Source organism: Ruegeria hyattellae, assembly GCF_041537925.1.
Lineage (GTDB): Bacteria > Pseudomonadota > Alphaproteobacteria > Rhodobacterales > Rhodobacteraceae > Ruegeria_C.
Genome location: NZ_JBGOSH010000002.1, coordinates 460,722 through 485,981 on the forward strand (window position 1 = coordinate 460,722; position 25,260 = coordinate 485,981).

23 protein-coding genes are annotated in these 25,260 nt (G+C 60.2%); 12 read left to right on the forward strand and 11 right to left on the reverse strand.

All coding sequences use genetic code 11. The annotated features are described in order from the left end of the window. The first annotated feature begins 277 nt into the window (after nucleotides 1–277). Nucleotides 278–2,221: a 4Fe-4S binding protein gene (locus tag AB1E33_RS06135; RefSeq protein ID WP_372576372.1), complete on the forward strand. Its 1,944-nt coding sequence runs from the start codon at nucleotides 278–280 to the stop codon at nucleotides 2,219–2,221. Here AB1E33_RS06135 and AB1E33_RS06140 read toward each other — a convergent pair. Beyond that, entirely contained in the window at nucleotides 2,215–2,946 is a 732-nt protein-coding gene (locus tag AB1E33_RS06140; protein ID WP_372576373.1) for a hypothetical protein, read from the reverse strand. The genes AB1E33_RS06135 and AB1E33_RS06140 overlap by 7 nt on opposite strands. 57 nt (nucleotides 2,947–3,003) lie before the next feature. Here AB1E33_RS06140 and AB1E33_RS06145 point away from each other — a divergent pair, with 57 nt between their 5' ends. After that, nucleotides 3,004–3,714, forward strand: a complete 711-nt coding sequence (locus AB1E33_RS06145) for a biotin/lipoate--protein ligase family protein (protein ID WP_372576374.1) — start codon at nucleotides 3,004–3,006, stop codon at nucleotides 3,712–3,714. Beyond that, nucleotides 3,711–4,190: a DUF6505 family protein gene (locus tag AB1E33_RS06150; RefSeq protein WP_372576375.1), complete on the forward strand. Its 480-nt coding sequence runs from the start codon at nucleotides 3,711–3,713 to the stop codon at nucleotides 4,188–4,190. Before AB1E33_RS06145 ends, AB1E33_RS06150 begins: the two co-directional genes overlap by 4 nt. Nucleotides 4,191–4,202: 12 nt before the next feature. Here the strand turns inward: AB1E33_RS06150 and AB1E33_RS06155 are convergent, their stop codons facing one another. Genes AB1E33_RS06155 through AB1E33_RS06165 form a run of 3 tightly spaced genes read right to left on the reverse strand, consistent with a single transcriptional unit; the run spans nucleotide 4,203 to nucleotide 6,417 of the window. After that, nucleotides 4,203–5,006 (reverse strand): ABC transporter substrate-binding protein, encoded by an 804-nt coding sequence (locus tag AB1E33_RS06155; RefSeq protein WP_372576376.1) that lies wholly within the window; start codon nucleotides 5,004–5,006, stop codon nucleotides 4,203–4,205. Next, a complete protein-coding gene (locus AB1E33_RS06160) occupies nucleotides 5,003–5,719 on the reverse strand; it encodes an ATP-binding cassette domain-containing protein (RefSeq protein WP_372576377.1) in 717 nt (238 codons plus the stop codon). The genes AB1E33_RS06155 and AB1E33_RS06160 overlap by 4 nt, the downstream gene beginning before the upstream one ends. Further along, nucleotides 5,713–6,417 carry an ABC transporter permease gene (locus AB1E33_RS06165; RefSeq protein ID WP_372576627.1) on the reverse strand — a complete coding sequence of 235 codons (705 nt, stop codon included), beginning with the start codon at nucleotides 6,415–6,417 and terminating at the stop codon, nucleotides 5,713–5,715. Before AB1E33_RS06165 ends, AB1E33_RS06160 begins: the two co-directional genes overlap by 7 nt. A 250-nt stretch (nucleotides 6,418–6,667) precedes the next feature. Here AB1E33_RS06165 and AB1E33_RS06170 point away from each other — a divergent pair, with 250 nt between their 5' ends. Further along, nucleotides 6,668–8,629 carry a sensor histidine kinase gene (locus AB1E33_RS06170; RefSeq protein ID WP_372576378.1) on the forward strand — a complete coding sequence of 654 codons (1,962 nt, stop codon included), beginning with the start codon at nucleotides 6,668–6,670 and terminating at the stop codon, nucleotides 8,627–8,629. Between the two features lie 316 nt (nucleotides 8,630–8,945). On the opposite strand, the gene AB1E33_RS06175 is transcribed toward AB1E33_RS06170, so the two are convergent. The 5 genes from AB1E33_RS06175 to AB1E33_RS06195 all read right to left on the reverse strand — a co-directional run bounded on the left by AB1E33_RS06175 (nucleotide 8,946) and on the right by AB1E33_RS06195 (nucleotide 13,278). Continuing rightward, nucleotides 8,946–10,109: a Gfo/Idh/MocA family protein gene (locus AB1E33_RS06175; RefSeq protein WP_372576379.1), complete on the reverse strand. Its 1,164-nt coding sequence runs from the start codon at nucleotides 10,107–10,109 to the stop codon at nucleotides 8,946–8,948. Continuing rightward, a complete protein-coding gene (locus AB1E33_RS06180) occupies nucleotides 10,106–11,167 on the reverse strand; it encodes a sugar phosphate isomerase/epimerase family protein (protein WP_372576380.1) in 1,062 nt (353 codons plus the stop codon). The genes AB1E33_RS06175 and AB1E33_RS06180 overlap by 4 nt, the downstream gene beginning before the upstream one ends. Nucleotides 11,168–11,231: 64 nt before the next feature. Next, nucleotides 11,232–11,654: a type 1 periplasmic-binding domain-containing protein gene (locus tag AB1E33_RS06185; RefSeq protein ID WP_372576381.1), complete on the reverse strand. Its 423-nt coding sequence runs from the start codon at nucleotides 11,652–11,654 to the stop codon at nucleotides 11,232–11,234. Beyond that, on the reverse strand, nucleotides 11,654–12,433 hold the full coding sequence (locus AB1E33_RS06190; RefSeq protein ID WP_372576382.1) for an ATP-binding cassette domain-containing protein: 780 nt from the start codon (nucleotides 12,431–12,433) through the stop codon (nucleotides 11,654–11,656). Before AB1E33_RS06190 ends, AB1E33_RS06185 begins: the two co-directional genes overlap by 1 nt. Continuing rightward, the gene (locus tag AB1E33_RS06195; protein ID WP_372576383.1) at nucleotides 12,430–13,278 is read right to left on the reverse strand and encodes a sugar phosphate isomerase/epimerase family protein; all 849 of its coding nucleotides are present in this window, start codon (nucleotides 13,276–13,278) and stop codon (nucleotides 12,430–12,432) included. Before AB1E33_RS06195 ends, AB1E33_RS06190 begins: the two co-directional genes overlap by 4 nt. 143 nt (nucleotides 13,279–13,421) lie before the next feature. On the opposite strand from AB1E33_RS06195, the gene AB1E33_RS06200 reads away from it, so the two are divergent. Together AB1E33_RS06200 and AB1E33_RS06205 are read left to right on the forward strand one after the other, a co-directional pair. Then, nucleotides 13,422–13,529 carry a hypothetical protein gene (locus tag AB1E33_RS06200; protein ID WP_372576384.1) on the forward strand — a complete coding sequence of 36 codons (108 nt, stop codon included), beginning with the start codon at nucleotides 13,422–13,424 and terminating at the stop codon, nucleotides 13,527–13,529. Then, a complete protein-coding gene (locus tag AB1E33_RS06205) occupies nucleotides 13,510–14,310 on the forward strand; it encodes a substrate-binding domain-containing protein (protein WP_372576385.1) in 801 nt (266 codons plus the stop codon). Before AB1E33_RS06200 ends, AB1E33_RS06205 begins: the two co-directional genes overlap by 20 nt. A 209-nt stretch (nucleotides 14,311–14,519) precedes the next feature. Here AB1E33_RS06205 and AB1E33_RS06210 read toward each other — a convergent pair whose 3' ends face one another. Next, the gene (locus AB1E33_RS06210; RefSeq protein ID WP_372576386.1) at nucleotides 14,520–15,422 is read right to left on the reverse strand and encodes a LysR family transcriptional regulator; all 903 of its coding nucleotides are present in this window, start codon (nucleotides 15,420–15,422) and stop codon (nucleotides 14,520–14,522) included. A 170-nt stretch (nucleotides 15,423–15,592) separates the two neighbouring features. On the opposite strand from AB1E33_RS06210, the gene xdhA reads away from it, so the two are divergent. The 6 genes from xdhA (at nucleotide 15,593) to AB1E33_RS06240 (ending at nucleotide 24,366) form a co-directional block, all read left to right on the forward strand. Beyond that, nucleotides 15,593–17,056 (forward strand): xanthine dehydrogenase small subunit, encoded by a 1,464-nt coding sequence (gene xdhA, locus AB1E33_RS06215; protein ID WP_372576387.1) that lies wholly within the window; start codon nucleotides 15,593–15,595, stop codon nucleotides 17,054–17,056. A gap of 17 nt (nucleotides 17,057–17,073) precedes the next feature. Then, nucleotides 17,074–19,392, forward strand: coding sequence for a xanthine dehydrogenase molybdopterin binding subunit (xdhB, locus tag AB1E33_RS06220; protein ID WP_372576388.1), 2,319 nt, complete (start codon nucleotides 17,074–17,076; stop codon nucleotides 19,390–19,392). A 3-nt stretch (nucleotides 19,393–19,395) separates the two neighbouring features. Then, entirely contained in the window at nucleotides 19,396–20,277 is an 882-nt protein-coding gene (gene xdhC, locus AB1E33_RS06225; RefSeq protein ID WP_372576389.1) for a xanthine dehydrogenase accessory protein XdhC, read from the forward strand. A 44-nt stretch (nucleotides 20,278–20,321) separates the two neighbouring features. Further along, the gene (locus tag AB1E33_RS06230) at nucleotides 20,322–21,923 is read left to right on the forward strand and encodes a xanthine/uracil/vitamin C permease (protein WP_372576390.1); all 1,602 of its coding nucleotides are present in this window, start codon (nucleotides 20,322–20,324) and stop codon (nucleotides 21,921–21,923) included. 63 nt (nucleotides 21,924–21,986) lie between these two features. Next, on the forward strand, nucleotides 21,987–23,324 hold the full coding sequence (gene guaD / locus AB1E33_RS06235) for a guanine deaminase (protein ID WP_372576391.1): 1,338 nt from the start codon (nucleotides 21,987–21,989) through the stop codon (nucleotides 23,322–23,324). Nucleotides 23,325–23,502: 178 nt separating this feature from the next. Further along, complete coding sequence (locus AB1E33_RS06240) at nucleotides 23,503–24,366, forward strand: bifunctional allantoicase/(S)-ureidoglycine aminohydrolase (RefSeq protein ID WP_372576392.1); 864 nt, start codon at nucleotides 23,503–23,505, stop codon at nucleotides 24,364–24,366. Here AB1E33_RS06240 and bhcR read toward each other — a convergent pair. Beyond that, nucleotides 24,347–25,195: an HTH-type transcriptional regulator BhcR gene (bhcR, locus tag AB1E33_RS06245; RefSeq protein WP_372576393.1), complete on the reverse strand. Its 849-nt coding sequence runs from the start codon at nucleotides 25,193–25,195 to the stop codon at nucleotides 24,347–24,349. The two genes, AB1E33_RS06240 and bhcR, sit on opposite strands and share 20 nt — an antisense overlap. Nucleotides 25,196–25,260: the final 65 nt, after the last annotated feature.

Sequence of the window (25,260 nt, forward strand, 5' to 3'; positions counted from 1 at the left end):
CGTAGTCCCGTAAAAGACACCTCAAGAGGCGCTTCTGGCAATTTGGCCAGCCTGTCCGGGGGCCGCGGGCGAAATGGGACGAATTGTCCAATATGAGTGTTTAACTCAGGTTTATGGATTGGTACTAGGTCGCGAATCACCTGCCCGATTCGAGGCCTGTTGTGGCGCATAACCTGTTCTTAAAATGGTTTGTGATACGTCCCAATCCTGACTAGGCTGAGGTCAAAGATTGGTCGAACAGGGGGGCAAAAAGCCACCTGTCACAGGGGAGGCAAACGTGGTCAAATCATTGATAACGTGCGATTGTTTGGGAACCCAGGCCATCGACGCCGAGGGCTTGTCTCAAGCTACCGGACTGAACGTCGTCCGCCCCTGCTCGGCCCTGTGCACTACTCAGCTGGAGCGCGCGCAAGCCGCTCTCGAAGGGGAAGACGCCGTTTTCTGTTGCACACAAGAAGCCCAGGTTTTTGAGGAGTTGGCAGAGGGTCTGAACCGCCCCGCGCCACCTACTCTGGACCTGCGTGACCGCGCAGGCTGGAGCGATGACGAAGCACCGAAACTGCCCAAAATGTCCGCGCTCGTCGCCGGTGCTATGCTGCCCGCAGAGCCGGAAAAGACCCTGGATGTGGTCAGCGAGGGGATGTGCCTGATCCTCGGCACTGCCGATGTAGCGCTGGAAGCCGCTGCGCAATTGAAAGAGTATCTGGGCGTCACCGTGCTGATCGAATCTGGCGACGTGCCCGACGCGCGGGAGTTTGATGTGGTTCTGGGCAGGCTGCGCCGTGCCTCGGGGGCGTTTGGCGGGTTTGAGGTGGTGATCGACGCCCTGCAACAGGTGAACCCTGGCGGTCGCGGGGCGTTTACGCTTAGCGACCCGCGTGACGGTGCCGTGTCGCACTGCGATATTATCCTGGATCTGCGCGGCGGCACGCCCTTGTTTGTGGCCCCGGAAAAGCGCGACGGATACCTTCGCGCTGATCCCGGTCATGCGACCGGAGTGGGTGCCGCCATCATGGCCGCCTCGCATATGACCGGCACATTCGAAAAGACGCTCTACGTCAAGACCACGCCTTTGCTCTGCGCTCATTCCCGCGCCGAACAGACGGGGTGCACCAATTGCCTCGATCTGTGCCCGACTGGAGCCATCACTTCTGCCGGAGAACATGTCGCCATCGATCCGATGATCTGCGCGGGATGCGGGGCCTGCTCCGCCGCCTGCCCATCTGGAGCGATCACCTATGATGCGCCGCCGGTGGATGCGACCATGCGGCGGGTGCAGATCATGGCCAAGGCCTATCTGGACGCAGGCGGCACCGCGCCACGCTTGCTGGTCCATGACGCTCATGGCGCCGAGATGGTGCGGCTGTCGGCACGCCACGGGCGCGGATTGCCCGCCGATGTTGTCCCGCTTGAGATGACCGCGATCGGCGCCTTTGGCCATGCCGAGGCTGTTGCCGCCCTCGCCGCCGGGTTTGCGTCGGTCACATTGCTACCCGGCCCCACCGCCGACGTCCCGGTGCTGGAGGCACAGATCGCGCTGACCAACGCAATCGCAGGTGCGGGCAAAACCGCGCTGATCGAAACGTCTGACCCGGACGCGATGAGCCAAGCGCTATATGACGAAACGGCCCCCGCCCCGGTCGATAGCCCCGTCCGCCCAATGGGCACAAGACGCCAGATCACGCGGCAAGCAGCGCGCGCTCTGCATCCAAACACCGACCGGATCCCGCTGCCCCCAGACGCTCCTTATGGCGCGGTGCTGGTCGACACAGATGCCTGCACTTTGTGCCTGTCCTGTGTGTCGCTCTGCCCCTCGGGCGCGCTTGGCGACAACTCCGACAAACCGCAACTGCGTTTTCAGGAGGACGCTTGCTTGCAATGCGGTCTGTGCGCCAGCATCTGCCCCGAGGATGCAATCACCTATGAACCGCGCCTCGACCTGACCACCGCGGCGCTGAGCCAAAAGGTTCTGAACGAGGAGGAGCCCTTTGCCTGCATAGAATGCGGCGCGCTGTTCGGGTCCAAATCTGCTATCGACCGGATCAGCGACAAGCTGAAGGATCACGCGATGTTCTCGGGCGACAAGCTGCGCATGATCCAGATGTGCGACAATTGCCGGGTGAACGCGCAATTCCACGCAACCGACAACCCCTTTGCGGGCGGCGAACGACCGCGCGTGCGCACCACAGACGACTACCTGTCAAAACGGCGCGATCACTGATGTTGCAGAGGATTGCCCAGATCGGCAGGGGCCAGAATGGCGATATAAGCCAGGATCGCCTCCAACTCGTCCAGCGTCAACTCGATGGGCGCAATCGGCGACGGGCGGTCGACCGGAAACGGGTCGGTCACCTCTGCGATCTGGGTGAAGGCTGCATGGGGTTTGAGCACGAAGAACCCCGTGAAACGCGCCTGCCAGTCGTCAAACCCGCGCATGACAAAGAAACTGGGGGTGGAGCCGATACCAAAACTGTCCCTGCCCCGCTCGGTCACGTGACATCGCCCACATTTTGCCCAGGCCAGCCTCTGCCCCACTACGGCATCGCCCGTCATCTCGACCTTTGCCACCGCCGCCTTTTGCACTTTTGGCTTGGTAAAGATAGGCGCGCCTTCGGGTGCAAAGCCCTGAATGGTTCGGCTGCCGACTTGCGAGGTCAGCCACTCGGCAAAGCGTTGCGCGCCCTTGGCCTCACCGCGCAACTCCATATGCCAGGTCTGCCCAAGGCCCGAAAACAGTGCCTGCCCCTCCGGGCCCAACAGCAGGTCGGCCTTCGCCGGGTCACTCACAAGATCGACCTTGACCTGGGTCTTCAGCGAAAAGCGAGGCGCGATATGGCGGATCAACCCGCTCTCGACCAGCGCGGGTGGGGCATAGAATGCCACCCGCTTGTCATCGGCCATTGCCAAACCCGGAAACAGGGCCAAGATCAGAACCAGATAGCGCATTGGGTCAACCTAGGGCCCGCGGACGCGATCCGTCAACGATAGCGAGGATACAACCCCATGAGCGACGTGGCAGACGTCACCTTCCCTCCGCTGATGTGGGGTGAAGGCGCGCCCGGCAGCGCTTTCGACCACGCGATCATGCGCGCGACGCTTGGCTGCGACGCTGGGCTGATCGCGCATAAACTGGGTGCCACGGAAATGGAGGCGGCGCTGGTCTTTGCCCCCGAGGTGCCGCTGGGCCAGGCAATTACCATGCTGCCGCTCTGTGGTGTGGGCCTGCAGAATGCGCTGGGTGCGCTGGCCCCCCCCGAGGTGGCCGTGCATCTGGACTGGTGGGGCGGCATCCGCGTGAACGGCGCGCGCTGCGGCGGGTTTCGTGCGCGCGCCTCGGGCGCCGATCCCGAAGCCATTCCGGACTGGCTGGTGATCGGTTTTTGCCTGCCTCTGGTCCCCGCGACCGAAGAGACAGGCCGGACGCCGGATCAAACCGCGCTCTTTGCCGAAGGCTGCGCCGATGTCTCGCCCCCTGCTCTGCTCGAGGCCTGGGCGCGACACACGCTGAACTGGCTCAGCCGGTGGGAAGGCGAGGGCATAGCGCCGGTGCATTCCGAATGGCGCGGGCTGGCGCTCGGGATCGGGGAAGACGTGCGGAACCAGTCCCTGACCGGGACGTTTCTGGGTGTGGATGAGGCGTTCGGCATGCTTTTGCGCGATGACGACACAACCCACCTGATCCCGCTCACCACAGTGTTAGAGGACCCGGTATGAAACTCGCGCGCGCGATCCATTTCGACGAAAGCGACATGAATGTCTTTTCCTTACCCGCGCGAACGGGCGAATGGTGCATCTCTGGCGGGTTCGAGTTTTCGAACTGGTCCGAAGCGGACCTGACCGGCAAGGCGCGGCAAGCCTTTGCCAATGGCTGGCTCGGGCTGGAAACCGGCGGCCGGGTTACCTTTGTCGCCGTGACCGCGCTGGAACCTGCCGAGTTGGACAGGCTTACTGAACTTCTGGCGCAACATTTCGTGACCTATTATGGTGCGCCGTCGGTCGAGGCCGCCCGCCCCGTCGCGGCCGAAGAACTGGCACAGATGGTCGATCTGTGCGATGACCATGATCCCAACACGCTGCTGACTGTTTCACGCGAGCTGGCCGATGCAGGCGTGCGTGAGGCGTATCGCACTATCCAGCCGCAGGATGCCGGGTTGGATCAGTTCGCGGTCCATGGCGACACGGGCGAATAGGGCGCCCAGACCCTACTTTGCGTTGAACACAAACAGCGTCTCGTCGTCTATCCGGTATTCGTCGATCAGCGCCTGCGCGCGCACAGAGGTCAACCAGTCCTCCAGCCTTGCCGCCAGATCGGATTTGACATGAATGTGCCGCGCCGGGTTCACGGGCAAATAGGCATATTGGTTGAACAGCACCGGGTCCCCTGCAAACAGCAACTCCAGACCGCTTTTGTTGCCGAAGTTCAACCAACTGGCCCGGTCGGACAGGATATAGGCGTCAAGACCCGAAGCCGTGTTTAGCGCTGCCCCCATGCCCGCCCCCACGGCGCGGTACCACGGTCCGAAGGTGTCGGCATCCAGTCCCGCCTCCTGCCACAAGGCCAGCTCTTTCTTGTGGGTACCGCTGTCATCGCCGCGGCTGACAAAACCGGCGCCAGCCGCTGCAATATCTTGCAAAGCGTTCGTGGCGGTTTCGGCATCTGCAATGCCCGCAGGATCATTGGACGGGCCAACAAGGACGAAGTCATTATACATGATCTCGCGCCGATGCGTGCCATAGCCTTCGGCCAAAAACGCCTCTTCGGCGTCGCGGGAATGCACCAGAATCGCATCCACATCCCCGGCCCGGCCCAGTCTGAGTGCCTGACCTGTGCCGACGACCAACAACTGCACCTCCAGGTCCAGATCCCTCACGACCTCGGGCAGCAGTACCTCGGCCAGACCCGAGTTGTGGAACGAAGTTGTGACGGCCATGCGCATCTGGTCTGCGGCGTGGGCGAGATTTGCTGAGAAAAGCGCCAGAATCCCAACAATTAGCCACTGTTTCATTCCACGATATCTCCGTTCAAAAAAGCCAGCGCTTCGGGTGTTTCCGGTCCGTCAAAAAAGGCATCCGCCGGTCCGGTCTCGTGTACCTTACCCCCGAGGATGAACACAACCTGATCGGCAATCCGGCGCGCCTGTCCCATGTCATGCGTGGACAGGATCAGACGGGTCCCGTCGGCCTTGGCCTGCAGCAGGATCGCCTCGATCTCGCGCGTTGCACGCCCATCGAGCGAGGCCGTGGGTTCATCGAGAAATACCAGCGCGGGCTCGGTGATCAGTGCACGCGCGATGGCGAGTTTCTGCTGCTCTCCGCCCGACAGGACCATGGCGCGGCGCGTCATATGCGGCTCAAGCCCGACACGTTTCGCCCATCTTCTTGCGGCGTCCCTTGCCTGCGCCCGCGCTACGCCGCGCAGGCGCAGCGGGTAGGTCAAGTTGTCTTCCACCGTGCGGCGCAGGACCACGGGACGCTGGAACACGAATGCCTGATGGTGGCGCGCAAGATCCGTGTCACAAGCCCATCTCACGGAACCGCCAGTCAGCCGCGCGGTGCCATGCATCAATCGCAAAAGCGTCGTTTTACCAGCGCCATTCGGCCCCATCACCACGCACAGGCCCTGCCCGTTCAGCGTCAGGTCGGTGGGCCCCACCAGCCGCTTGCCACGGCGCGAGGTTTCGGCACCTTCAAGAACCAGCGGAAACAACTCGGTCACCATCGGCTGTCCCTTTCGGTCTGCCCGATCCAGTGGATCGTCAGATTCACGCCGAGCGCTAGTGCAATCAGGATGAAGCCAAGCGCCAGGGCCAGCGCGAATTCGCCTTTCCCGGTCTCAAGCGCGATGGCGGTAGTCAGCACACGGGTGGCGTGGTCGATGTTCCCACCCACGATCATGATGGCGCCGACCTCTCCGATGCCGCGTCCGAAGCCCGCCAGTGCGGCAGTCAGCAGGGCGCGCCGTGCGTCCCAGATCAGCGTCCGCATCTTCTGCACCTGCGTGACATTCATCGAAATCAGAAGGTCGTGATATTCAGCCCAAAGCTCGCGCAGCGACTGGTGCGCGATCGACGCGATCAGGGGCACGATTATGATCACCTGCGCCACGATCATCGCAGAGGGCGTGAACAGTAGCCCTAGCGCGCCAAACGGACCCGATCGGGACAGGAAGATATAGACGATCAGGCCAACGACCACCGGTGGCAGGCCCATGAGCGCGTTCAGCATCGCGATGGTGGCGCGGCGCCAGCGAAAGCGGCGAACCGCCAGAAGGGCGGCAAGCGGCAGCGCAATAACACAGGCAATAACCAACGCAGTCAAGGTGACGCGAAGCGAGAGCAGCGCGATCTCGGTCAACTCTGGATTAAACGTGACGACCAGCCAAAAGGCGTGGCGCAGCCCCTCCCACAGATCGACGATGGTCAATCCTCCAGTTCTTGTTTTGCCGCAGGTTGGACGGTTTTCACGGGGGATACCAGCCCTGTTGTTGCAAGGTGGGGCGGGCATGACAGCTTGTCCAGCAGGCCACGCCGCGGTGCCTTTTCAGGGCCAAATTGTCCGGCGTATTTTTCCATGCCTCGGGCTTGAGACCGGCCAAAATGACAAATGTGGCACGCGCGCCTGTTGCAGAGCTTTTGCGCAAAGTCATCGGCTTTGATAGCGTGCGCCCATGACTTCTGTCCGCTTCCGCCTGCTGATCCTGGCCCTTGCGCCCATGGTCCTGCTGATGCCGCTGCTGCTTTTTCTGGGCATGACGCGGTGGACGGCGGATTATGACGAGGTGCTGATTGCAAATGTCGAAAGCGACCTGCGCATTGCGGAACAATATCTGTCACGTCTGATGGTCGAGACCGGGGATGAACTGCAGGCGGTTGCCGGTTCAGTGGAGTTCGCCGAGACGCGGATGACGGGGTTTGACGCATTCTTTGAGAAAAAGCGAGCGGAACTGGAACTGGACTTTCTCTACTATCTGCCGCCTGCCAAAGCGACCGGGACGTGGCCGGTGATTGAGAGCGCGGCCAAGGGACAGGGACAGACCGCAGTCGATATCTTTTCGGGCGCGGCGCTAGGCGCAATATCGCCCCAGCTCGCCGACCGCGCCCGCCTGCCTCTTATCGAGACCGAGGCAGCCGTACCCACGGACCGCACGGTCGAGGATCGTGGGATGGTCATTCATTCCGCCACTCCCGTTCGCCTGCCGGGCCGCGACGGGGTGTTGGTGGGGGGCATCCTGCTGAACCGCAACCTGGGCTTCATCGATACGATCAACGCGCTTGTCTATCAGGACGCGGTGGCGGGCGGGTCACGGCAGGGCACCGCAACCCTGTTTCTGGAAGATGTGCGCGTGTCGACCAATGTGCGCCTGTTCGAAGATGTCCGCGCCCTGGGCACCCGCGTGTCGGCGGCGGTCCGGGGACAGGTGCTGGGACAAGGGCAGACCTGGCTCGACCGCGCATTTGTGGTGAACGACTGGTATATCTCGGGCTACCTGCCCTTGACCGACAGTTTCGGAGACTATGTCGGTATGCTCTATGTCGGTGTGCTGGAAGAGCCGTTCACCATCGCCAAGCGCAACGCCTTCCTTGCCATTCTCGGGGCGTTCATGGCGGTGCTGCTCTTGTCCGCGCCGGTATTCCTACGGCTTGCCAAGGGCATCTTTGCGCCACTTGAACGTATGACACGTACCATGAACCAGGTGCAGCGCGGCAACCTGTCGGCGCGCAACGGCCAGGTTGGCGGCGGCGGAGAGATCGGAGAAGTGGCAGGCCATCTCGATGATCTGCTGGACCAGATACAGGAGCGGGACCGGACATTGAGGTCGTGGAACGAGGAGTTGAACGTGCGCGTCGATCAGCGCACAGCTGAGTTGCAGCGCGCCAATGAAAAGCTCGAAGAAACGTTCCGCCAGTTAGTGATGAGCGAAAAGCTGGCTTCGATCGGTGAGATCACCGCCGGTGTCGCGCATGAGATCAACAACCCTGTCGCCGTCATTCAGGGCAATATGGACGTGATCCGCGACAGTCTGGGGGATGCCGCCGAGACAATCCGGACTGAACTTGGTTTGGTCGACCGGCAGATTGCCCGCATCCGAACTATTGTGGGCAAACTGTTGCAATTTGCCCGCCCGGGCGATTTTGCCGACCTTGAACAGACGGTGCCGGTGAACCCGGTCATCACCGATTGCCTGGTGCTGGTCAATCACGTCATTTCTCACGGCGATTTCCGGGTCCAAACGCAGTTGGGGACCGAATTGGCGGTCCGCATCGACCCCGGCGAATTACAGCAAGTCCTGATCAACCTGATCTTGAACGCGGTTCAGGCCATGGGCGAGCGCGGCGTGTTGACCCTCGAGACCACAGATGCCGAACAGGATGGGGTCGATGGCGTCTGCATCGTCGTATCTGATACCGGGCCAGGCATCGCACCCGAAGATGTCGATGATGTCTTTGCCCCTTTCTACACCACCAAGCAGGCCGAGGGGACGGGTCTGGGCCTGTCGATTTCGCAAACCCTGATACAGCGGGCTGGCGGCCTGATCACGGCGCACAACCGACCGGGCGGCGGTGCCCGGTTCGAAGTCTGGTTGCCAGCGGCAACCGCAAAGGCAGCCGCGCTACAACAAGCAGTCTAGGTGATAGATCCCAAGCTTTGTTGAGGGTGCGAGCCACTCATTGGAATGGCAGGGAGCCTTATGTGACAAGTATGTCATGGCAGCACCATGTGCTGTCATCCCGTTGGTGATCTGCAACGAATTTATTGCCCAGTAGACACTTATGCCGCCAAAGAGCCGTTACAGCGCGGGAGACCGGGGCCGAGGAGCAACCCTTGCGACCGAAACAAAATTGGTACGAAGGCTCCTCCTACGGGCACCCTGCCGAAGAACAAGTGATCCTGTGACCCAAAGTATCTTGAAGATGCGGGTCGCAGTTTCAGTTCATGGATATCCGTCAAGGTAGCGTTTGAAGGGGTTCCCACGCGGCAACACCTGCTGATGAGCGCAGACAGGCATCGATGAAGGCCATGCCGTGGACGCCCTCCTCCAAGGTGGTGAGCAGAAATTCCGGCGCTGGATCGAGACCGCCCCGATGTGCTCGGATTGCTTGAGCAGCCGAGGCATAGATTGTTGCGAAGGCTTCCAGATACCCTTCGGGATGACCGCCCGGCACCCGCGTAACAGCGTTGGCGGCGCGATTGGCCCCTGCCCCGCCGCGGGTCAGCAATTGTTTGGGTTCTCCGAAAGGGGTGAACCACAGCCGGTTGGGGTCTTCCTGCTGCCACTCCAGACCGCCCTTGTCTCCATAGGCCCGTATCGATAACCCGTTTTCGTTGCCCGGTGACACCTGGCTGGCCCATAACATACCCTTGGCGCCACTTGGGTATCGCATCAGAACGGCCGCGTTGTCATCCACCTGGCGTCCGGGAACAAAGGCGGTCAAATCGGCAGCCACCTGTCCCGCACGCTGCCCGGTGACAAAACAGGCCAGTTGATAGGCATGGGTGCCGATATCCCCCAAGGCCCCTGCCGCGCCCGATTTCGATGGGTCGGTGCGCCAGGCGGCCTGTTTGTTGGCTTCATCTACCGGCTTGGTCAGCCAGTCCTGCACATATTCCACCTGGACGTGGCGCAAGGTTCCGATTGCACCCTGAGCGATCATTTCGCGTGCCTGACGGACCATCGGCGCGCCGGGATAGTTTTGAGTCAGAACGAACAGGGCGTCGGCATTCGACTGTTCATCCAAGAAGTCCCGCGCGGCCTGCAGCGATGTGGTCAACGGCTTGTCGCAAATGACATGGATACCTGCCTTCAAAAAGGCCCGCGCCACGGGCAGGTGCATATGATTGGGCGTCACGATCGAGACGGCTTCGATCCCGTCGGGGCGTGCGGCCTCGGTGCGGGCCATTTCTTCGAAACTGCCATAACTGCGTTCGGCTGAAACCCCTAGCGCCGCGCCGGACCTTCTGGCCCGTTCTGGGTCCGACGAAAATGCTCCGGCAAGCAGGTCGTACTGCCCGTCCAACCGGGCGGCGATGCGATGAACGCCCCCGATGAACGCACCCTCGCCGCCGCCGACCATGCCCCAGCGGATGGGTGATTTGTAGCTTCCACTCATCGCGCGATCCCCAGCATGGATTTCAATATGGCCGGATTGCCGTCACCCCCGACGAAATCGTCGAACGCCTTGTCGGTAACATGGATGATGTGATCGCGGATAAAGGGCGCGCCTTCGGCGGCACCGGTTTCGGGGTGTTTCAGGCAGCACTCCCATTCCAGAACTGCCCAGCCGTCATATCCATGGGTGGCGAGCCGCGAAAATATCCCGGTGAAATCCACCTGCCCATCCCCCAGCGACCGAAACCGTCCGGCCCGGTTCAGCCAGGGCTGATAGCCCGAATAGACCCCCTGCCGCGCGTCCGGATTGAATTCGGCATCCTTGACGTGAAAGGCGCTGATCCGGTCGTGGTAGAGGTCGATGAACCCCAGGTAGTCCAACTGTTGCAGCAGGAAATGCGACGGGTCGTAGTTGATGGTGCAGCGTTTGTGGCCGTCCAGCGCGTCCAGAAACATCTCGAACGTGGCGCCATCAAAAACGTCCTCTCCGGGATGCAGCTCATAGGCAACATCAACCCCCTGATCTTCGTAAGCGTTCAGGATTGTTGTCCAGCGGCGTGCTAGCTCGCCAAAGGCTTCCTCGATCAGCCCCGAGGGGCGCTGCGGCCACGGATAAAGAAACGGAAAGGCCAGCGACCCGGTGAACGAGGCCGAGACCTCCAGCCCCAGATTGCGCGAGGCTGTCGCCGCCTTAAGCATCTGCTGCACCGCCCATGCCTGCCGTGCGGCGGGATTGCCCGCAACCTCCTGCGGCGCGAACGCGTCGAACTGGGTGTCATAAGCAGGATGCACCGCAACCAGTTGCCCCAGCAGGTGGGTCGCCAATTCGGTTATCTGCACGCCGTTCTCGGCGCATATACCAACAACCTCGTCACAATACTCCCTGCTTTCGGCAGCGCGGTCTAGATCGAATAACCGCGTGTCCCAAGCTGGGATCTGCACGCCCTCATAGCCAAGCTCACGCGCCCATTTCGTGATCGTGCCCAGCGAGTTGAATGGGGCCTCGTCCCCCGCAAACTGCGCTAGAAAAATCGCAGGTCCTTTGATCGCACCCGGCATGTGTGCCTCCTTTTATTATTCGGGTTTGCGAGGCCCCGCCCTGGGGCCCGGTCGATTCAGATGGTTACTTGCCGCGCCAACGCTCGGGGTAGCCTGGCATCCTTTCGCAACCGCAAGCGGCGTAGTGCAGCGGTGGTATCGCAGGGTTCAAGAAGTCAGCCAGATTGTCGTTGGCAGTCGCGGGCTGCGGCAGGTTCCACTCCGACCCAGGGATAGCTTCGCTGTCCAGAGCCTTCAACGCCGCCAGGATCGGCGTGCGCCATTGATTGGTCGGGTAGGGCGTCGCGATGGTGCTCATGCCGATCTCTTGCCATTTCTGGAGGAAGTCATGCTGGTCCTCACCCGTGACGATCGGCACATCCGGCCCCCAATCCTCAAAGGCTTCAATGGCCGCACCCAAGATGTTCAGCCCTGCCTCTTCCAGAATGCGCTTGGCGGCGGAATAGCGGGTTTCCAGAACATCTACGCCGTGCAGAATACGCAGCATCAGAACGTCCGAGCCTTCGGGGGCGTTGGCTGCGATGAACTCGCCGGACTGATTCCGAACCCGTTGCCACCGACCGGCTTGATGAAGGTCACTGGGCAGTCAGTATTCACACTGCGGTCGAAAACAATGGCGGGAAGTTGTTCGCAGGCACTCTCGACCGCCCGTGTCAGCGCGGCCGTGGTGTTCGGTGAAACGATCAGCGCGTCGCAGGTGCCACCGGCCAGCAGGTCCTCGAGATCGGCGATCTGCTTGTCGTCCAAACCTTCGGCATCCATCACGATGACATGAATGTTCAGCGAAAGCTCCTTGGCGATCTCGACCATCTGCTGCTGCGTGACGTCAAGTTCTCCCACCCGTGTATCGGGGCCAAACCGGTGGTGGTCTTCGAACAGGGCCAGAACCTTCTGCGTTTCTCGCCGCATCCGGTCGGCATCCAAAACTCCCGAGCAGCGCACAGGCTCGCACCCCAGAAAGATGTTCTGAGCCACGGTGCGGTCCGGTCGCAGAGAAAACTCCTGATAGATCACGCTGACACCCTGTGCGAGCAACTCGAGCAGATGGTGGAACGCAACCCGTTCACCGCGCAGATAGATATCGCCTTTGTCTGCCTGGGAGACGCCCGACAGAACCTTCATCAGTGTGGACTTCCCCGCCCCGATTTTGCCAGACAGCGCGTGCACCTCGGCTGCGCGCACTGTGAAACTGACACGATCCAGCGCTTTGATGTCTGGGAACTCCTTTGTGACAACTTTCATTTCAAAGACGATATCGCCGCTCATGCCTGCTCCCACGTGTCTTGGATGAGACGCGCACTGTCACGGAACTGCGTTGTATAGTTGTCGAACATCGGTCGCCAGATTCGTGTGGCGGCCGCAATCTCGGGTACGCCAGCGCCGCTAGCCTCCATCAACACCCAATCGTCGAAGCCCGTTGCCTTGACCACCATAAAGACCGATGGGCAATCAATCTGAACAGTGACTGCTATTCCCCGGTCATTCTCGGACACGAGGAGCACATTGATCCGTCCTGCCAGCGCCCGGAATGCGCCGACCGGATCCTTTTCTTCGATATGGGGACAAAACGTGTCGAACATGGTCCCGAAGGTGGGATGCCCGACCATATCGCAAAATTGCGCGGCCTGTTCAGCCGCGTTAAGAAAATGCGTCTCGAACCAGTTGAGGAGCTCACGGGCAAGCGGAATACCCCGTTCCGCCACCTTCTCAGCCATCATGTAGTGCGCTTCAGTCCCGCGCTGCCATTCGTCTGTGGTCGGACCTTTGCCGGTAAACTGCCCAATTGGCGCGTGAAACGGCCCGCCGATGATCCGGGCACCCAAGGCTGTTGTACAGTCTAGAATCCCGTCCAGATGCGCAATACCGCGCGTCCGGATTGCCGGGTCCGCACTGGTTGGGTCTGCACCCGGGTCCGGGACAATGGCGGTGCAGGCCCGCTCCAACCCTATTGCATCCAACTGCGCGCCCAGCCATCCATAGTTGTTGGGGGAGCCATCCTGAACGGCAATTTCAATGCCGTCATAACCCTCTTGTGAGGCCAGACGGCAATGTTCCAGATTTGCCACTTCGATCAGTCCGCCTACACAAAGCAGGTTTACACCCAGCTTCATTTATCCTCCCTAGGATGGCACCACATTCGGATTTTATGTAATCGTTTACACTTTTTATGTAAACCATTACATTTGCCATCTTGCCCTGTTACAATCAGGTCACGAAGACCAGACAGTCGCAGAAAAAACCTGCCGTAAGAGACGTGACTCGGGTGGCAGGTATATCGACCGCAACCGTCAGCCGTGCCCTGCAATCACCGAATATCGTTTCGAAAAAAAACTCGCAAAGCCGTGTTCGATGCGGTTTTTGAGACCGGCCATAGCGTCAATACCGCCGCGCAAATGTTGCGGCGCAATCGGGCCGGAACCGTTCTTGTCATCTTGCCCGACATCGCAAATCCGTTCTTTTCCAAAATCCTATCTGGAATCGACAAGGTGGCCACCCAGGCAAACCTGACGATCCTGATTGGCAACACCAGTGACGAAAATGAAAGATTTTCCAATATCCTGAAAAATTTACGTAACGGTCGCGCGGATGGCGCTCTTCTTCTGAACGTCCGCGCGCGCCCGACGGACCTTCTGCCTGACGGAGTTCCAATCTTGTCTATCTCCGAGCGGATCGATAATAGCGCCATTCCATACGTCGGTACCGACAATGTAAAAGCAGCCTATGATGCCACCACCTATCTATTGTCGCTAGGGCACAGGTCGATCGTTCATGTCACCGGCCCGCAAGGTAATTCGCTAACCAAAGACCGGCATGACGATTACGCCGCTGCGATGAGGGATCCAGGACTTGATGACAAATCCGCCGCGGTTGCTGGTGGCTCTGCCTTTCGGGACGGCAAGCGGGCGGCAGATATTTTGCTGGCAGAGCACCAAAGCTCCACCGCAGCATTCTGCGCAAATGACGAATCTGCCATGGGCGTCATACGGGGTTTGCATGAGGCCGGTGTGGACATTCCGGGAGAATACTCAGAGATGGGGTTCGACGAAGTCCCCTTCGCGGCCATTTTTCAACCCGAGCTTACAACTGTGCACCAGGCGCGAAACCTGATCGGGAAACCGGCAATGGAAACCTTGCTGGCCTAGTTGGGGAACAACCCGGCCCCAGCCGCCCCGGCATTCCTTGCTCATGAGATCGTCACCAGACAAAGCACCGCAAAGTTGATTGAGTCGTAGCATAGTTGTCGGCGCGTTGAGTGAATTGAAACCATGTGGTTCAAACGAACGTTATGCTCGGGACTATTCCAACCTGTTCCTGAGAAGCGAAGACACTGAGTGCGCACATCTAAGGCCGCCTAACGCAGCATCACCTGACTCCTGGCAACAATGTGGTCTACGAAAAGGCGAACCTTTGGGTCTTGCAACTTCTTGTGCGGGTATATGCACCCAAAGATCGTTGACAGCGGCGGGGCAGCAGGCAGAACCTCGACCAGACGCCCGTTCGACATATGCTCCGATACATCAAACCGTGGCTTGTTGACGATGCCTCGGCCCGCAAGTGCCCAGTCTGTCAGGACGTCGCCATCATCAGCATCGAACTTGCCGCGCACGTCAAGCTTGATTGGTCCGGATTCCGGGTTCAGCGTCCAGAAATACTCCGGCGATCGCGGGTACCGCAACAGCAGGCAGTTATGTTTCAGATGCAGCAGATCCTCTGGCGCTTCAGGCGTGCCGAATTCCGAAAGATAGTTTGGGGAGGCACACAGAACCCGCTCGCAATCCGCGATCTTGCGCAGTTTCATGTTTGAGTCCTGCGGTTGACCGACAAAGAACGCGACATCCAAACCATCAGCCAGCATATCTACTTTGCGGTCCGACAGCCGCATTCTAACCTCGGTTTCGGGGTAGGTATCGACAAAATCCGGAACGAGCGGAGCAACTATTCTGCGGCCCACACCCAGCGGAGCGGTGACCCGAATTGCGCCCTTTGGCTTGTCCGAGAAATTGGCAACTTTCGCCTCTGCCGTTTCGAGGGCGGACAGCACGCTTTTGGCTTCGTCATAGAAAACCGTACCTACCTCGGTGGGCGTGATCGACCGGGTGGTTCTGTTGAATAGCCGCACCCCAAGTCGCCTCTCAAGTTCCTTTATTCGTTTGCTCGCGACGGCAGGCGTCAGCCTGAGGTCGCGCCCGCCCGAGGTGATGCTACCAAGCTCGACCACCCTGACAAAGACGCGAAGGCTTTCTACATACGACATTTTTTCCCACCTTTCGCGTACTCAACACAGGCAGTTTGCGCTCATGCGACCCTATTTTCAACGAAACGTTGAAAGTATTTGCCGTTTGCGGCCATTTTTTACCGTAATGCGCCGCGTTAGAGTGTCCGGGACTCGACGTTTGGCAACCACGGCACCGGGAAACGACGCAAATGGCGCATCGCAGAGAAATACGATTTGTACTGAACGGCAGGGATGTTTCGGTCAGCGATGTCGGCGCAAGCCAGACGCTGCTCGACTACCTCCGGCTGGAGCGTCGCCTGACCGGTACCAAAGAAGGGTGTGCCGAAGGCGATTGCGGTGCCTGCACCGTTCTGGTCGGCCGCCTCGCCGAGAATGGTCTGACCTACGCCCCGGTCAATGCCTGCATCCGGTTCCTCGCCTCTGTGGATGGCTGCCACGTGGTGACGGTAGAGTATCTGTCGGGACCCGACGGGCGGCTGCACCCGGTTCAACAGGCAATGATCGATCACCATGGCAGCCAGTGTGGATTTTGCACGCCGGGCTTTGTCATGTCGCTTTATGCCCTTTGGATGGAGACCCCCGAACCCTCCGAGGCGCAGGTCGAAACCGCGCTGCAAGGCAATCTGTGCCGATGCACCGGATATGAGCCGATCATCCGCGCCGCAGTCGCGATCAGCCGCTATGGATCGCCCACCTCCGATCATCTGAACACGGAACGCAGCGGAATAACCACCCGCCTGCGGATCTTGCAGGATGGCAAGCGGGTCGTTTCGGGCCCGGAGAACAACCTCAGCATTCTGCCAGCGGATCTGGATGATTTTGCCGAATGCCTGCTGAACCATCCCGACGCAACGATTGTAGCAGGTGCAACGGATGTCGGCCTCTGGGTGACCAAGTTCTTGCGCAAAATCGGCCCCGCCATTTTCATCGACCATCTAAACGACCTGAAATTTGTTCAAAGGCAAGGCGGCGATCTGATGATCGGCGCCGGGGCAAGTTACACCGAATGCCAGGACGCACTGTCCCGCCATCTGCCGCATCTCTCGGCGTATTGGGACCGCATCGCCGGTTGGCAAGTGCGCAATATGGGCACCGTTGGCGGCAACATCGCAAATGGCTCGCCAATCGGTGACACGCCACCAGTCCTGATTGCTCTGGGTGCTGATATCACCCTGCGGCGCGGGGGTGAACGCCGTACGCTGCCGCTGGAAAGTTTCTTTGTCGACTATGGCAAGCAGGACCGGCAATCCGGAGAATTCGTCGAAACCATCCGAATTCCGCTTCCCGAGCCCGACCAGCGCAACGCAGCCTACAAGATCTCGAAACGGCGTGACGAGGATATCTCGTCTGTCGCGGTAGGGATCAACTTGAGCGTTACCGATGGTGTCATCACCACCTGCCGCATCGCCTTTGGCGGCATGGCCGCTACCCCAAAGCGCGCCACCGCAGTCGAACAGGCGCTTGTCGGCCAGAATTGGTCCGAAGCCGCATTCGATAAGGCCGCTGCCGCGCTTCCGCAGGATTTCTCGCCGCTCAGCGATTGGCGGGCCTCGTCTGACTACCGAATGCTCTCCGCCCAGAATCTGTTGCACCGGTTCTTCCTTGAACATGACGTCGCAACAGCGGCCCCCATTCAACTGGCCTCGGCCTGATAAAAGGAGACGACCCGATGAAAGACAACGTTTCCGTCCAGGGTACCGCGCATAGCGACCGCATTCATGACAGCGCCATCAAGCACGTCACGGGCCGCGCGGATTACACCGACGATATAGCGCTGCCCGTAGGCGCGCTGCATGCCTATTTAGGCGTTTCGGAGGTGGCACATGCCACATTGAAGGGCATCGACCTGTCCGCAGTCAGGGCCGCGCCGGGCGTGGTCGGCGTGCTGACAGCCGAAGATGTGCCAGGTGTGAACGACATCAGCCCCACCGGGTTGAACGATGAGCCGGTCTTTCCCACCGACGAAATCCAGTTCCACGGCCAGCCTCTGTTTGCCGTCATTGCTGATACCCGCGACGCGGCGCGGCATGCGGCGGAACTGGCGCAGATCGACTGCGAAGTGCTGCCTCACGCGCTCGATCCAATTGCCGCGCAGGAGGCCGATTACCCATATGTAACCAAGCCGCTCAAGCTTGAACGTGGCGACATTGTGCCCGCCTTCAAGGCTGCACCGCACCGCATCAAGGGGCGGATGAATGTGGGCGGTCAGGATCACATGTATCTCGAAGGCCATATTGCCTTTGCCATCCCTGGCGAAGATGACGAGGTCGTTGTTCAATGCTCCACCCAGCACCCCTCCGAGGCGCAGCATATGGTGGCGCATGTTCTGGGCGTGCCCTCGAATGCCGTGGTCGTGAATGTGCGGCGCATGGGAGGGGGGTTTGGCGGTAAGGAAAGCCAGATGAACCTGTTCTGTGCGGTCGCCGCGATTGCCGCCAAGAAATGGAACCGCGCGGTCAAGATACGCCCCGACCGCGATCAGGACATGACCGCAACCGGCAAGCGGCATGATTTCGTGATCGATTACGATGTGGCTTTTGATGAGGCCGGGCGCATTCACGCCTTGGACGGCAGCTTTGCAGCCCGTTGCGGATTCTCGGCCGATCTGTCGGGGCCGGTAACCGACCGCGCTTTGTTTCATGCCGACAACGCCTATTTCTACCCCAATGTGCGCCTGACCAGCCATCCAATGAAGACCAACACCGTGTCGAACACGGCTTTCCGTGGCTTTGGCGGCCCGCAAGGCGTGATCGCGGCGGAACGTATTATCGAAGAAATCGCCTTTGCCACCGGCCAGGATCCGCTGGATGTGCGCAAGGTCAATTTCTATGGCGGCAAGGGCCGCGATCTGACGCCGTATCACCAAACTGTTGAGGACAATATCCTCGACCGTTTGGTGTCCGAACTGGAAGACAGCGCAGCCTATCGACAGAGGCGGCAGGAGATCATCGCGTTCAACGCCGACTCGCCAGTTCTAAAAAAGGGTATCGCGCTGACGCCGGTGAAGTTCGGCATCTCTTTCACCGCCACCTGGTACAATCAGGCCGGTGCGCTGGTTCATGTCTATAACGACGGCTCGATCCACCTCAATCATGGTGGGACCGAGATGGGGCAAGGGCTGAATACCAAGGTCGCACAGATTGTCGCCGAAGCGTTTCAGGTCGATATCGATCGGATCAAGATCACCAAAACCACGACCGAGAAGGTGCCGAACACCTCTGCAACGGCCGCCTCAAGCGGGACTGACCTGAATGGCATGGCGGCATTGGATGCGGTCAAACAGATCCAGGCGCGTCTGGTCGATTTTGCGGCCAAGAAATGGGGTGTCGCACCTGAAGAAGTAGTGTTCCGCGCAAACGAGGTTCATGTCGGCACGCAAGTCATCCCCTTCGACGCCTTCATCAAACAGGCGTATCTGGCGCGAATTCAGCTCTCTGCTGCAGGTTTCTACAAGACCCCGAAAATCCATTGGGACAGGGACAAGGGTCAAGGCCGTCCGTTCTACTATTACTCCTATGGCGCGGCCTGTTCCGAAGTGACCATCGACACTCTGACAGGCGAATACCGGGTCGAGCGCACCGACCTCTTGCATGATGTCGGGCGCTCGCTGAACCCCGCGCTGGACAAGGGCCAGGTTGAGGGGGCGTTTGTTCAGGGGATGGGCTGGCTGACCACCGAAGAACTCTGGTGGGACGACGCAGGCCGCCTGCGGACCCATGCGCCCTCGACCTACAAGATCCCGCTGGCATCGGATCGGCCACGCATCTTCAATGTGAACCTCGCCGACTGGTCGGAAAACCGCGAGCTGACGATCAAACGCTCCAAAGCGGTGGGCGAGCCGCCCTTCATGCTGGGCATCTCGGTGTTCGAAGCGCTGTCGATGGCGGTTGCCTCGGTGGCCAACTACAAGACCTGTCCGCGTCTTGACGCGCCCGCCACGCCGGAACGCGTGTTGATGGCGGTGACCCGGCTCAGAGACGGGGGATAGGATATGGCCAGCGCATCCAAATCCTTGTCGACATTCTTACAGGTTCAAGGCCCTGTGATCCGAGTGTCGCTCACCCGGGTGCGCGGTTCGTCACCGCGCAACGAAGGGACCGAGATGTTTGTCTCGGCGCAGGGGCTCAGGGGCACGATAGGCGGTGGGCAATTGGAACACCTTGCCATCGAGCAGGCGCGCGACATGCTGTGCGCGGGCATCCTCGACAAGGATATGGATGTGCCTTTGGGCCCCGAGATCGGGCAATGCTGCGGTGGGAGGGTGGAACTGTCGCTGTCGCGCATGCGCCCGTCGGACAAGCGCGCCGCCCAGCTGCGCGCGGACAACTCCGACGCAGCACTGCCCCATGTATATGTCATGGGCGGCGGACATGTCGGGCGCGCGCTGGCGAACCTGTTCCAGCACCTGCCGGTGCGCTGCATCGTGATTGACACAAGGGCGCAGGAGCTCGAGTTTTGCCAATCGGATGTGGAATGCCGCGTCAGCGCCATCCCCGAGGTCGACATCATGACCGCCCCGTCTGACAGCGCGTTCATCGTCTTGACCCATGATCACGGCCTCGACTTCCTGCTGACATCATCTGCCCTAGAACGCGGCGACGCGCGCTATGTAGGCATGATCGGTTCGGGCACGAAGCGGACCAAATTCCGCAACTGGGCGCGCAAGCACTGCGGCGGCCAGACAATCGAAAATTTGAATTGCCCCATCGGGGCAAGCGGCAGCCGCGACAAGCGGCCCAGCGTCATTGCCTCCTTCGTGGTGGCCGAAGTGATGGCTGAATTGACCTCTGAAACTGCCGCAACCGCTCCTTACGGAGCACTCGACGCACCCGCATCGGGTCAACACCAAGGCCAGCAAGGGATTTCGGGCTGACATCGTCAGAGCGAGGGCTGGTTCCATCAGAGGAGGAGACCGTCATGGACGGGAGGACCTACGACTATAAGCTGTTCACACGCAGCGATTTCAGCGCCTTCTGGGCGCTGTTCACCGACAACCTTGTCAATCTACTGATCCTGTCCGGGGTCTGCCAGTTCGTGTTTCAGATGCCCGCCGAGATCGTGTTCGGCCGCATTGTTCCGGGTGCCGCCATCGCCATTCTGGCAGGTGTCGCCGTCTATACCTACATGGCCAAATGGGCCGCAAATAGGCAAGGCAAGGACGTGACCGCCCTGCCTTACGGCATCTCGACGCCAGTGATGTTCGTCTATCTCTTCGGCGTGATCGGACCGATCTACTGGGCGACGCAGGATCCGCTTCTGGCCTGGCAGGTCGGCATCGGAGCGGGTTTCATGGGTGGCATCGTTGCGGCGCTTGGCGCCATTGTCGGCCCGTTTCTCAAGCGCATCACGCCACGCGCGGGTATGCTGGGCACGCTCTGCGGCATCGCGCTGGTCTTCATCGGATCGGTCCCGCTTGCGGAGATCTTTGAACATCCGATCATCGGCTTCACGTCGCTGCTCTTCATCCTTTGGGGACTGATCGGACGGTTTCGCCTGCCCGGGAACATTCCTGCGGGCCTTCTGGCCATCGGCGCAGGCACGGTGATCGCTATCGTGTTGGGACAGTCCAGGTTCGACGTCAGCGGCATCGGATTCTACCCGCCCGTTCCCTATTTCGGAGACCTGATCGCCGGGGTTCAGTACCTGTTTGCCAACCCCGAGCTGTTCCTCGTCCTGATCCCGGTGCAGATCTACAACTTCATCGAGACCATGAACAACGTGGAATCCGCCGAAGCCGCAGGCGATCACTATCCCGTCGGCCTGTGTCAGGTCACGGATGGTGCAGGCACCATGATCGGTGCGCTGTTCGGCTCGCCCTTCCCCACTACGGTTTATATCGGGCACCCGGCCTATAAGCGTCTGGATGCACATGCGGGCTATATCGTAGGGGTTGCCTTTGTGATCGCCGCTGCGGCATTCCTCGGGTTCCTGTCCTTCCTGGCCGGCCTTATTCCGATTGCCGCCGCGGCACCGGTGCTGGTCTTTGTTTCAGTTAGCCTGATCACCAACACTGCATGGGCGGTCAAGCCGATGCATATGGCAGCCGTTTCCTTTGCCATCTTGCCGCATATCTCGGAGTTTCTGATCGTCAAATGGGGATCGCTGATGAATGCGCTCCGTAGCTCTGGTGTCGAAGGCCTGCCTGCGTTGGGCGATGAGGGCCTGACGGCGGCGCTACTGATGGAAGGTGCGCATTACGAAGGCCATCTGGCGCTGAGCCAGGGTGCTATTCTGACTGGCCTGATCTGGGGGGCAATCGTGGCAGACGTGATCGACGGACGCTTCCGCATGGCGGGCGGCTTTGCCATCGCTGCGGCGGTGATGTCCTCGATCGGTGTGATCCACTCCTTTACGCTTCAGGCCCCGCAACTGGACGGGATCACCGTCGGCTATCTGATCATCGGCGCGTTCCTTTACATCTATCCCATGCTCGCACCGAAGGAAGATCTGGAACATCGGGTCATCGTTCCCGACGAGCCGGATCTGATCGACGACGACACGCCGGCACAACAAGCCTGAGCACAGGCCGGGGCGGCACAACAGCCGCCCCGGCCCCTTCCCAGTGATGCAAAGAGAATGATCATGACCCAGACATTGCTGCGCGGACGCGTGCTGAGTTTCCACGCCGAGCCGCAAAGTGGCGAAGACACAGGCGCCTACAGCTATATTGAAGACGGAGCGGTGCTAGTCCGTGACGGGGTGATCCAAAATACCGGCAGCTTCGGCGACGTGGCGGCAATGGCCCCGGATGCCCCCGTCATCGACCACCGGCCGCACCTGTTGATGGCGGGTTTCATCGACTCCCATATCCACTTTCCGCAGGTCCAGGTGATCGCCTCCTGGGGATCGCAGCTGCTGGATTGGCTCAACAATTACACCTTTCCCGAAGAAACGCGCTTTGCAGACCCCGATCACAGCGCGCTTATGGCCGAAAAATTCTTCGACCAGTTGATCGCCCACGGGACTACAACGGCCGTGGCCTTCTGTTCCGTCCACAAAGCCTCGGTCAGCGCGTTTTTTCATGAAGCAACCAAGCGTCAGTTGCGGATGCTGGGCGGCAAGGTAATGATGGATCGCAACGCGCCCACCGGTCTGATGGACACCCCGCAAACGGGCTATGACGACAGCAAGGACCTGATCTCCACATGGCATGGTACGGGCCGGTCGAGCTATGTCATCACGCCGCGCTTTGCCATCACCTCAACGCCCGAACAGATGGAGATGGCGCAGGCTCTGGTGCGAGAACACAGCGATTGCCATGTGCAGACCCACCTGTCCGAGAACCGCGACGAGATCGCCTATACGTTGGAGCTCTATCCGCAGGCACGCGACTATCTGGATGTGTATCAATCCTACGGGCTTCTGGGTCCCAAAACCTTGCTCGGACACTCCATCCATCTTGAACCGCGCGAGATCGACGCCCTGGCCGAGACTGGCGCACACCCCGTGTTTTGCCCGACCTCAAACCTGTTTCTGGGCAGCGGGCTTTTTGACGATGCCGGTCTGCGCGGGCGCGGCATCACCAACGGGATCGCGACCGATGTCGGCGCGGGGACAAGCTATTCCATGCTGCAGACCCTGAACGAGGGCTACAAGGTGTTGCAGATGCAGGGGCAGTCCCTGCATCCGCTGCAGGCGTTCCACTGGGCGACGCGCGGGAATGCCTGCGTTCTTGGGATGGAAGATAAGATCGGAACTCTCGATCCCGGCACAGAAGCGGACATCGTCGTGCTCAACGCACGCAGCACAGAGGCGATGGCCCTGCGCATGGACCGCGCCACCACTCTGTCGGAAGAGCTGTTCGTCCTGCAGATGATGGGCGACGACCGGGCCATCGAAGAGGTTTACGTCAACGGTGTGCCAAGCAAGACAACCCCTGCCGCGCGCGCGCCCAGCGTTCGGGTGCCGGAGCATTCGTAACCCGCGCCGTGTTCATCAAACGGCTGGTCTCTGGAGAGGCCGCCCGATTGACGGCATTTCAATCAGTAGGCCGGGATTATCAAGCGATTGCGAAAGGTGTTGCAAGCCTGATGCGGGTGGCCAGCCGGTGCTTGGCGCAACATATTTGACCTAAACTGCACAAAAGACAGGAGCCTTGATGTCAACGAATTACTATGCCCCAAAAGGCGGGCATCCCGGTCAAGAACAGCTCCTTACGGATCGGGCGGTTTTTACCGATGCCTATGCCGTCATTCCAAAAGGCACGATGCGCGACATCGTGACCAGCTTTCTGCCGTTCTGGGAGCACACCCGGCTTTGGGTGATCGCCCGCCCGCTAAGCGGGTTTGCCGAAACGTTCTCGCAATACATCATGGAGGTCTCACCCGGTGGTGGCTCGGGTCGCCCCGAAACCGATCCCGGTGCCGAAGGCGTCCTGTTCGTCGTTGAAGGCAACGCATCGCTGACTGCCGACGGTACCGAGCATATTCTGGAAGAAGGCGGCTATGCTTATCTGCCGCCATCGACCAACTGGACCCTGCACAACAACTCGGACGGGATGCTGCGGTTCCACTGGATCCGCAAAACCTATGAGGCTGTTCCGGGTCTGGACGCACCTGATGTGATCATCGCCAACGAAAAGGACATCACTCCGACGGTCATGCCCGACACGGACGGCAAATGGGCAACGACACGCTTCGTCGATCCAAATGATCTGCGCCACGACATGCATGTCACCATCGTGACCTTCGAGCCCGGCGCAGTCATTCCCTTCCTAGAAACCCATGTGATGGAGCATGGTCTTTATGTGCTGGAAGGCAAGGCGGTCTATCGCCTTAACAATGATTGGGTCGAGGTCGAAGCAGGCGACTATATGTGGCTGCGCGCCTTCTGCCCGCAAGCCTGTTATGCGGGGGGACCAGGTAAGTTCCGGTATCTGCTCTATAAGGACGTGAACCGCCACATGGCACTTCGGCCCCTGTCGGATGCTCAGCATGCCATGCTCAGGTCGGCGGCGGGGTGACCTTTCCTCCTATGGCAAGCGACAACGCCTGAGCGGCCTCTTTCACAGAGCGGCTCAGGCGTTCGATATCACCGGTGCCGACGCGGCTGGTCGGACCCGAAACCGAAATTCCCGCCACAGCTTCGCCTGTCACATCGAAGACCGGCGCCGCGATACACCGCATGCCAAGGTTCTTTTCCTCACCGTCGATGGCATATCCGGCATGGCGCACCTCGGCGAGGCTGTTGCGCAGGGCTGCGAAGTCGGTAATGGTGAAGTCTGTAAATGCTTCGAGCGTCTTACCCTGCAAGGTTCGGGTCAATCGGGCATCGTCCATCTCGGCCAGCAGGGCTTTGCCGATGCCCGAGGCATGCATCGGCGACAACGTACCGGGCGGGAAAAACGCACGGATCGCTGCGTGGGTCTCGACCTGACTCAGAAACAGCACAAAGCCTTCTTTTTCGATCCCCAGATTGGCAGTTTCACCGGACTCTTCCATCAATTTCCGCAGGATCGGACGCGCGCGATCCACAAGGCTGGTGCGCCTCAGAAAACGCGCGCCGATAATGAATGCCTGTGGCCCGATATGCCAGACCTGCTCGACCGGGTCGAATTCGACAAGCCCCCGGCCTTCAAGTGTCACCAGGACGCGATAGACCGTGGCCGGGGATTGTCCCATCTCGGCAGATAACGCGGTCAGCGCCTTGCCCTGCGCCTCGCTGAGAAACTCAAAGACCTCCATCGCGCGATCCAGGGATTTAATTGTGTTTTGCGCGGTCTTGTCGTCCCAGTCCCGTGGCCGACCGCGAGCGCGACGCGGGCTGGAAATATCATTTTCTTGCGATTTCATATAAAGTCTCAGATTTTTGCGAAAGGCAATTTCACGATATGAAAAACGTAAGCCCATGACAACAA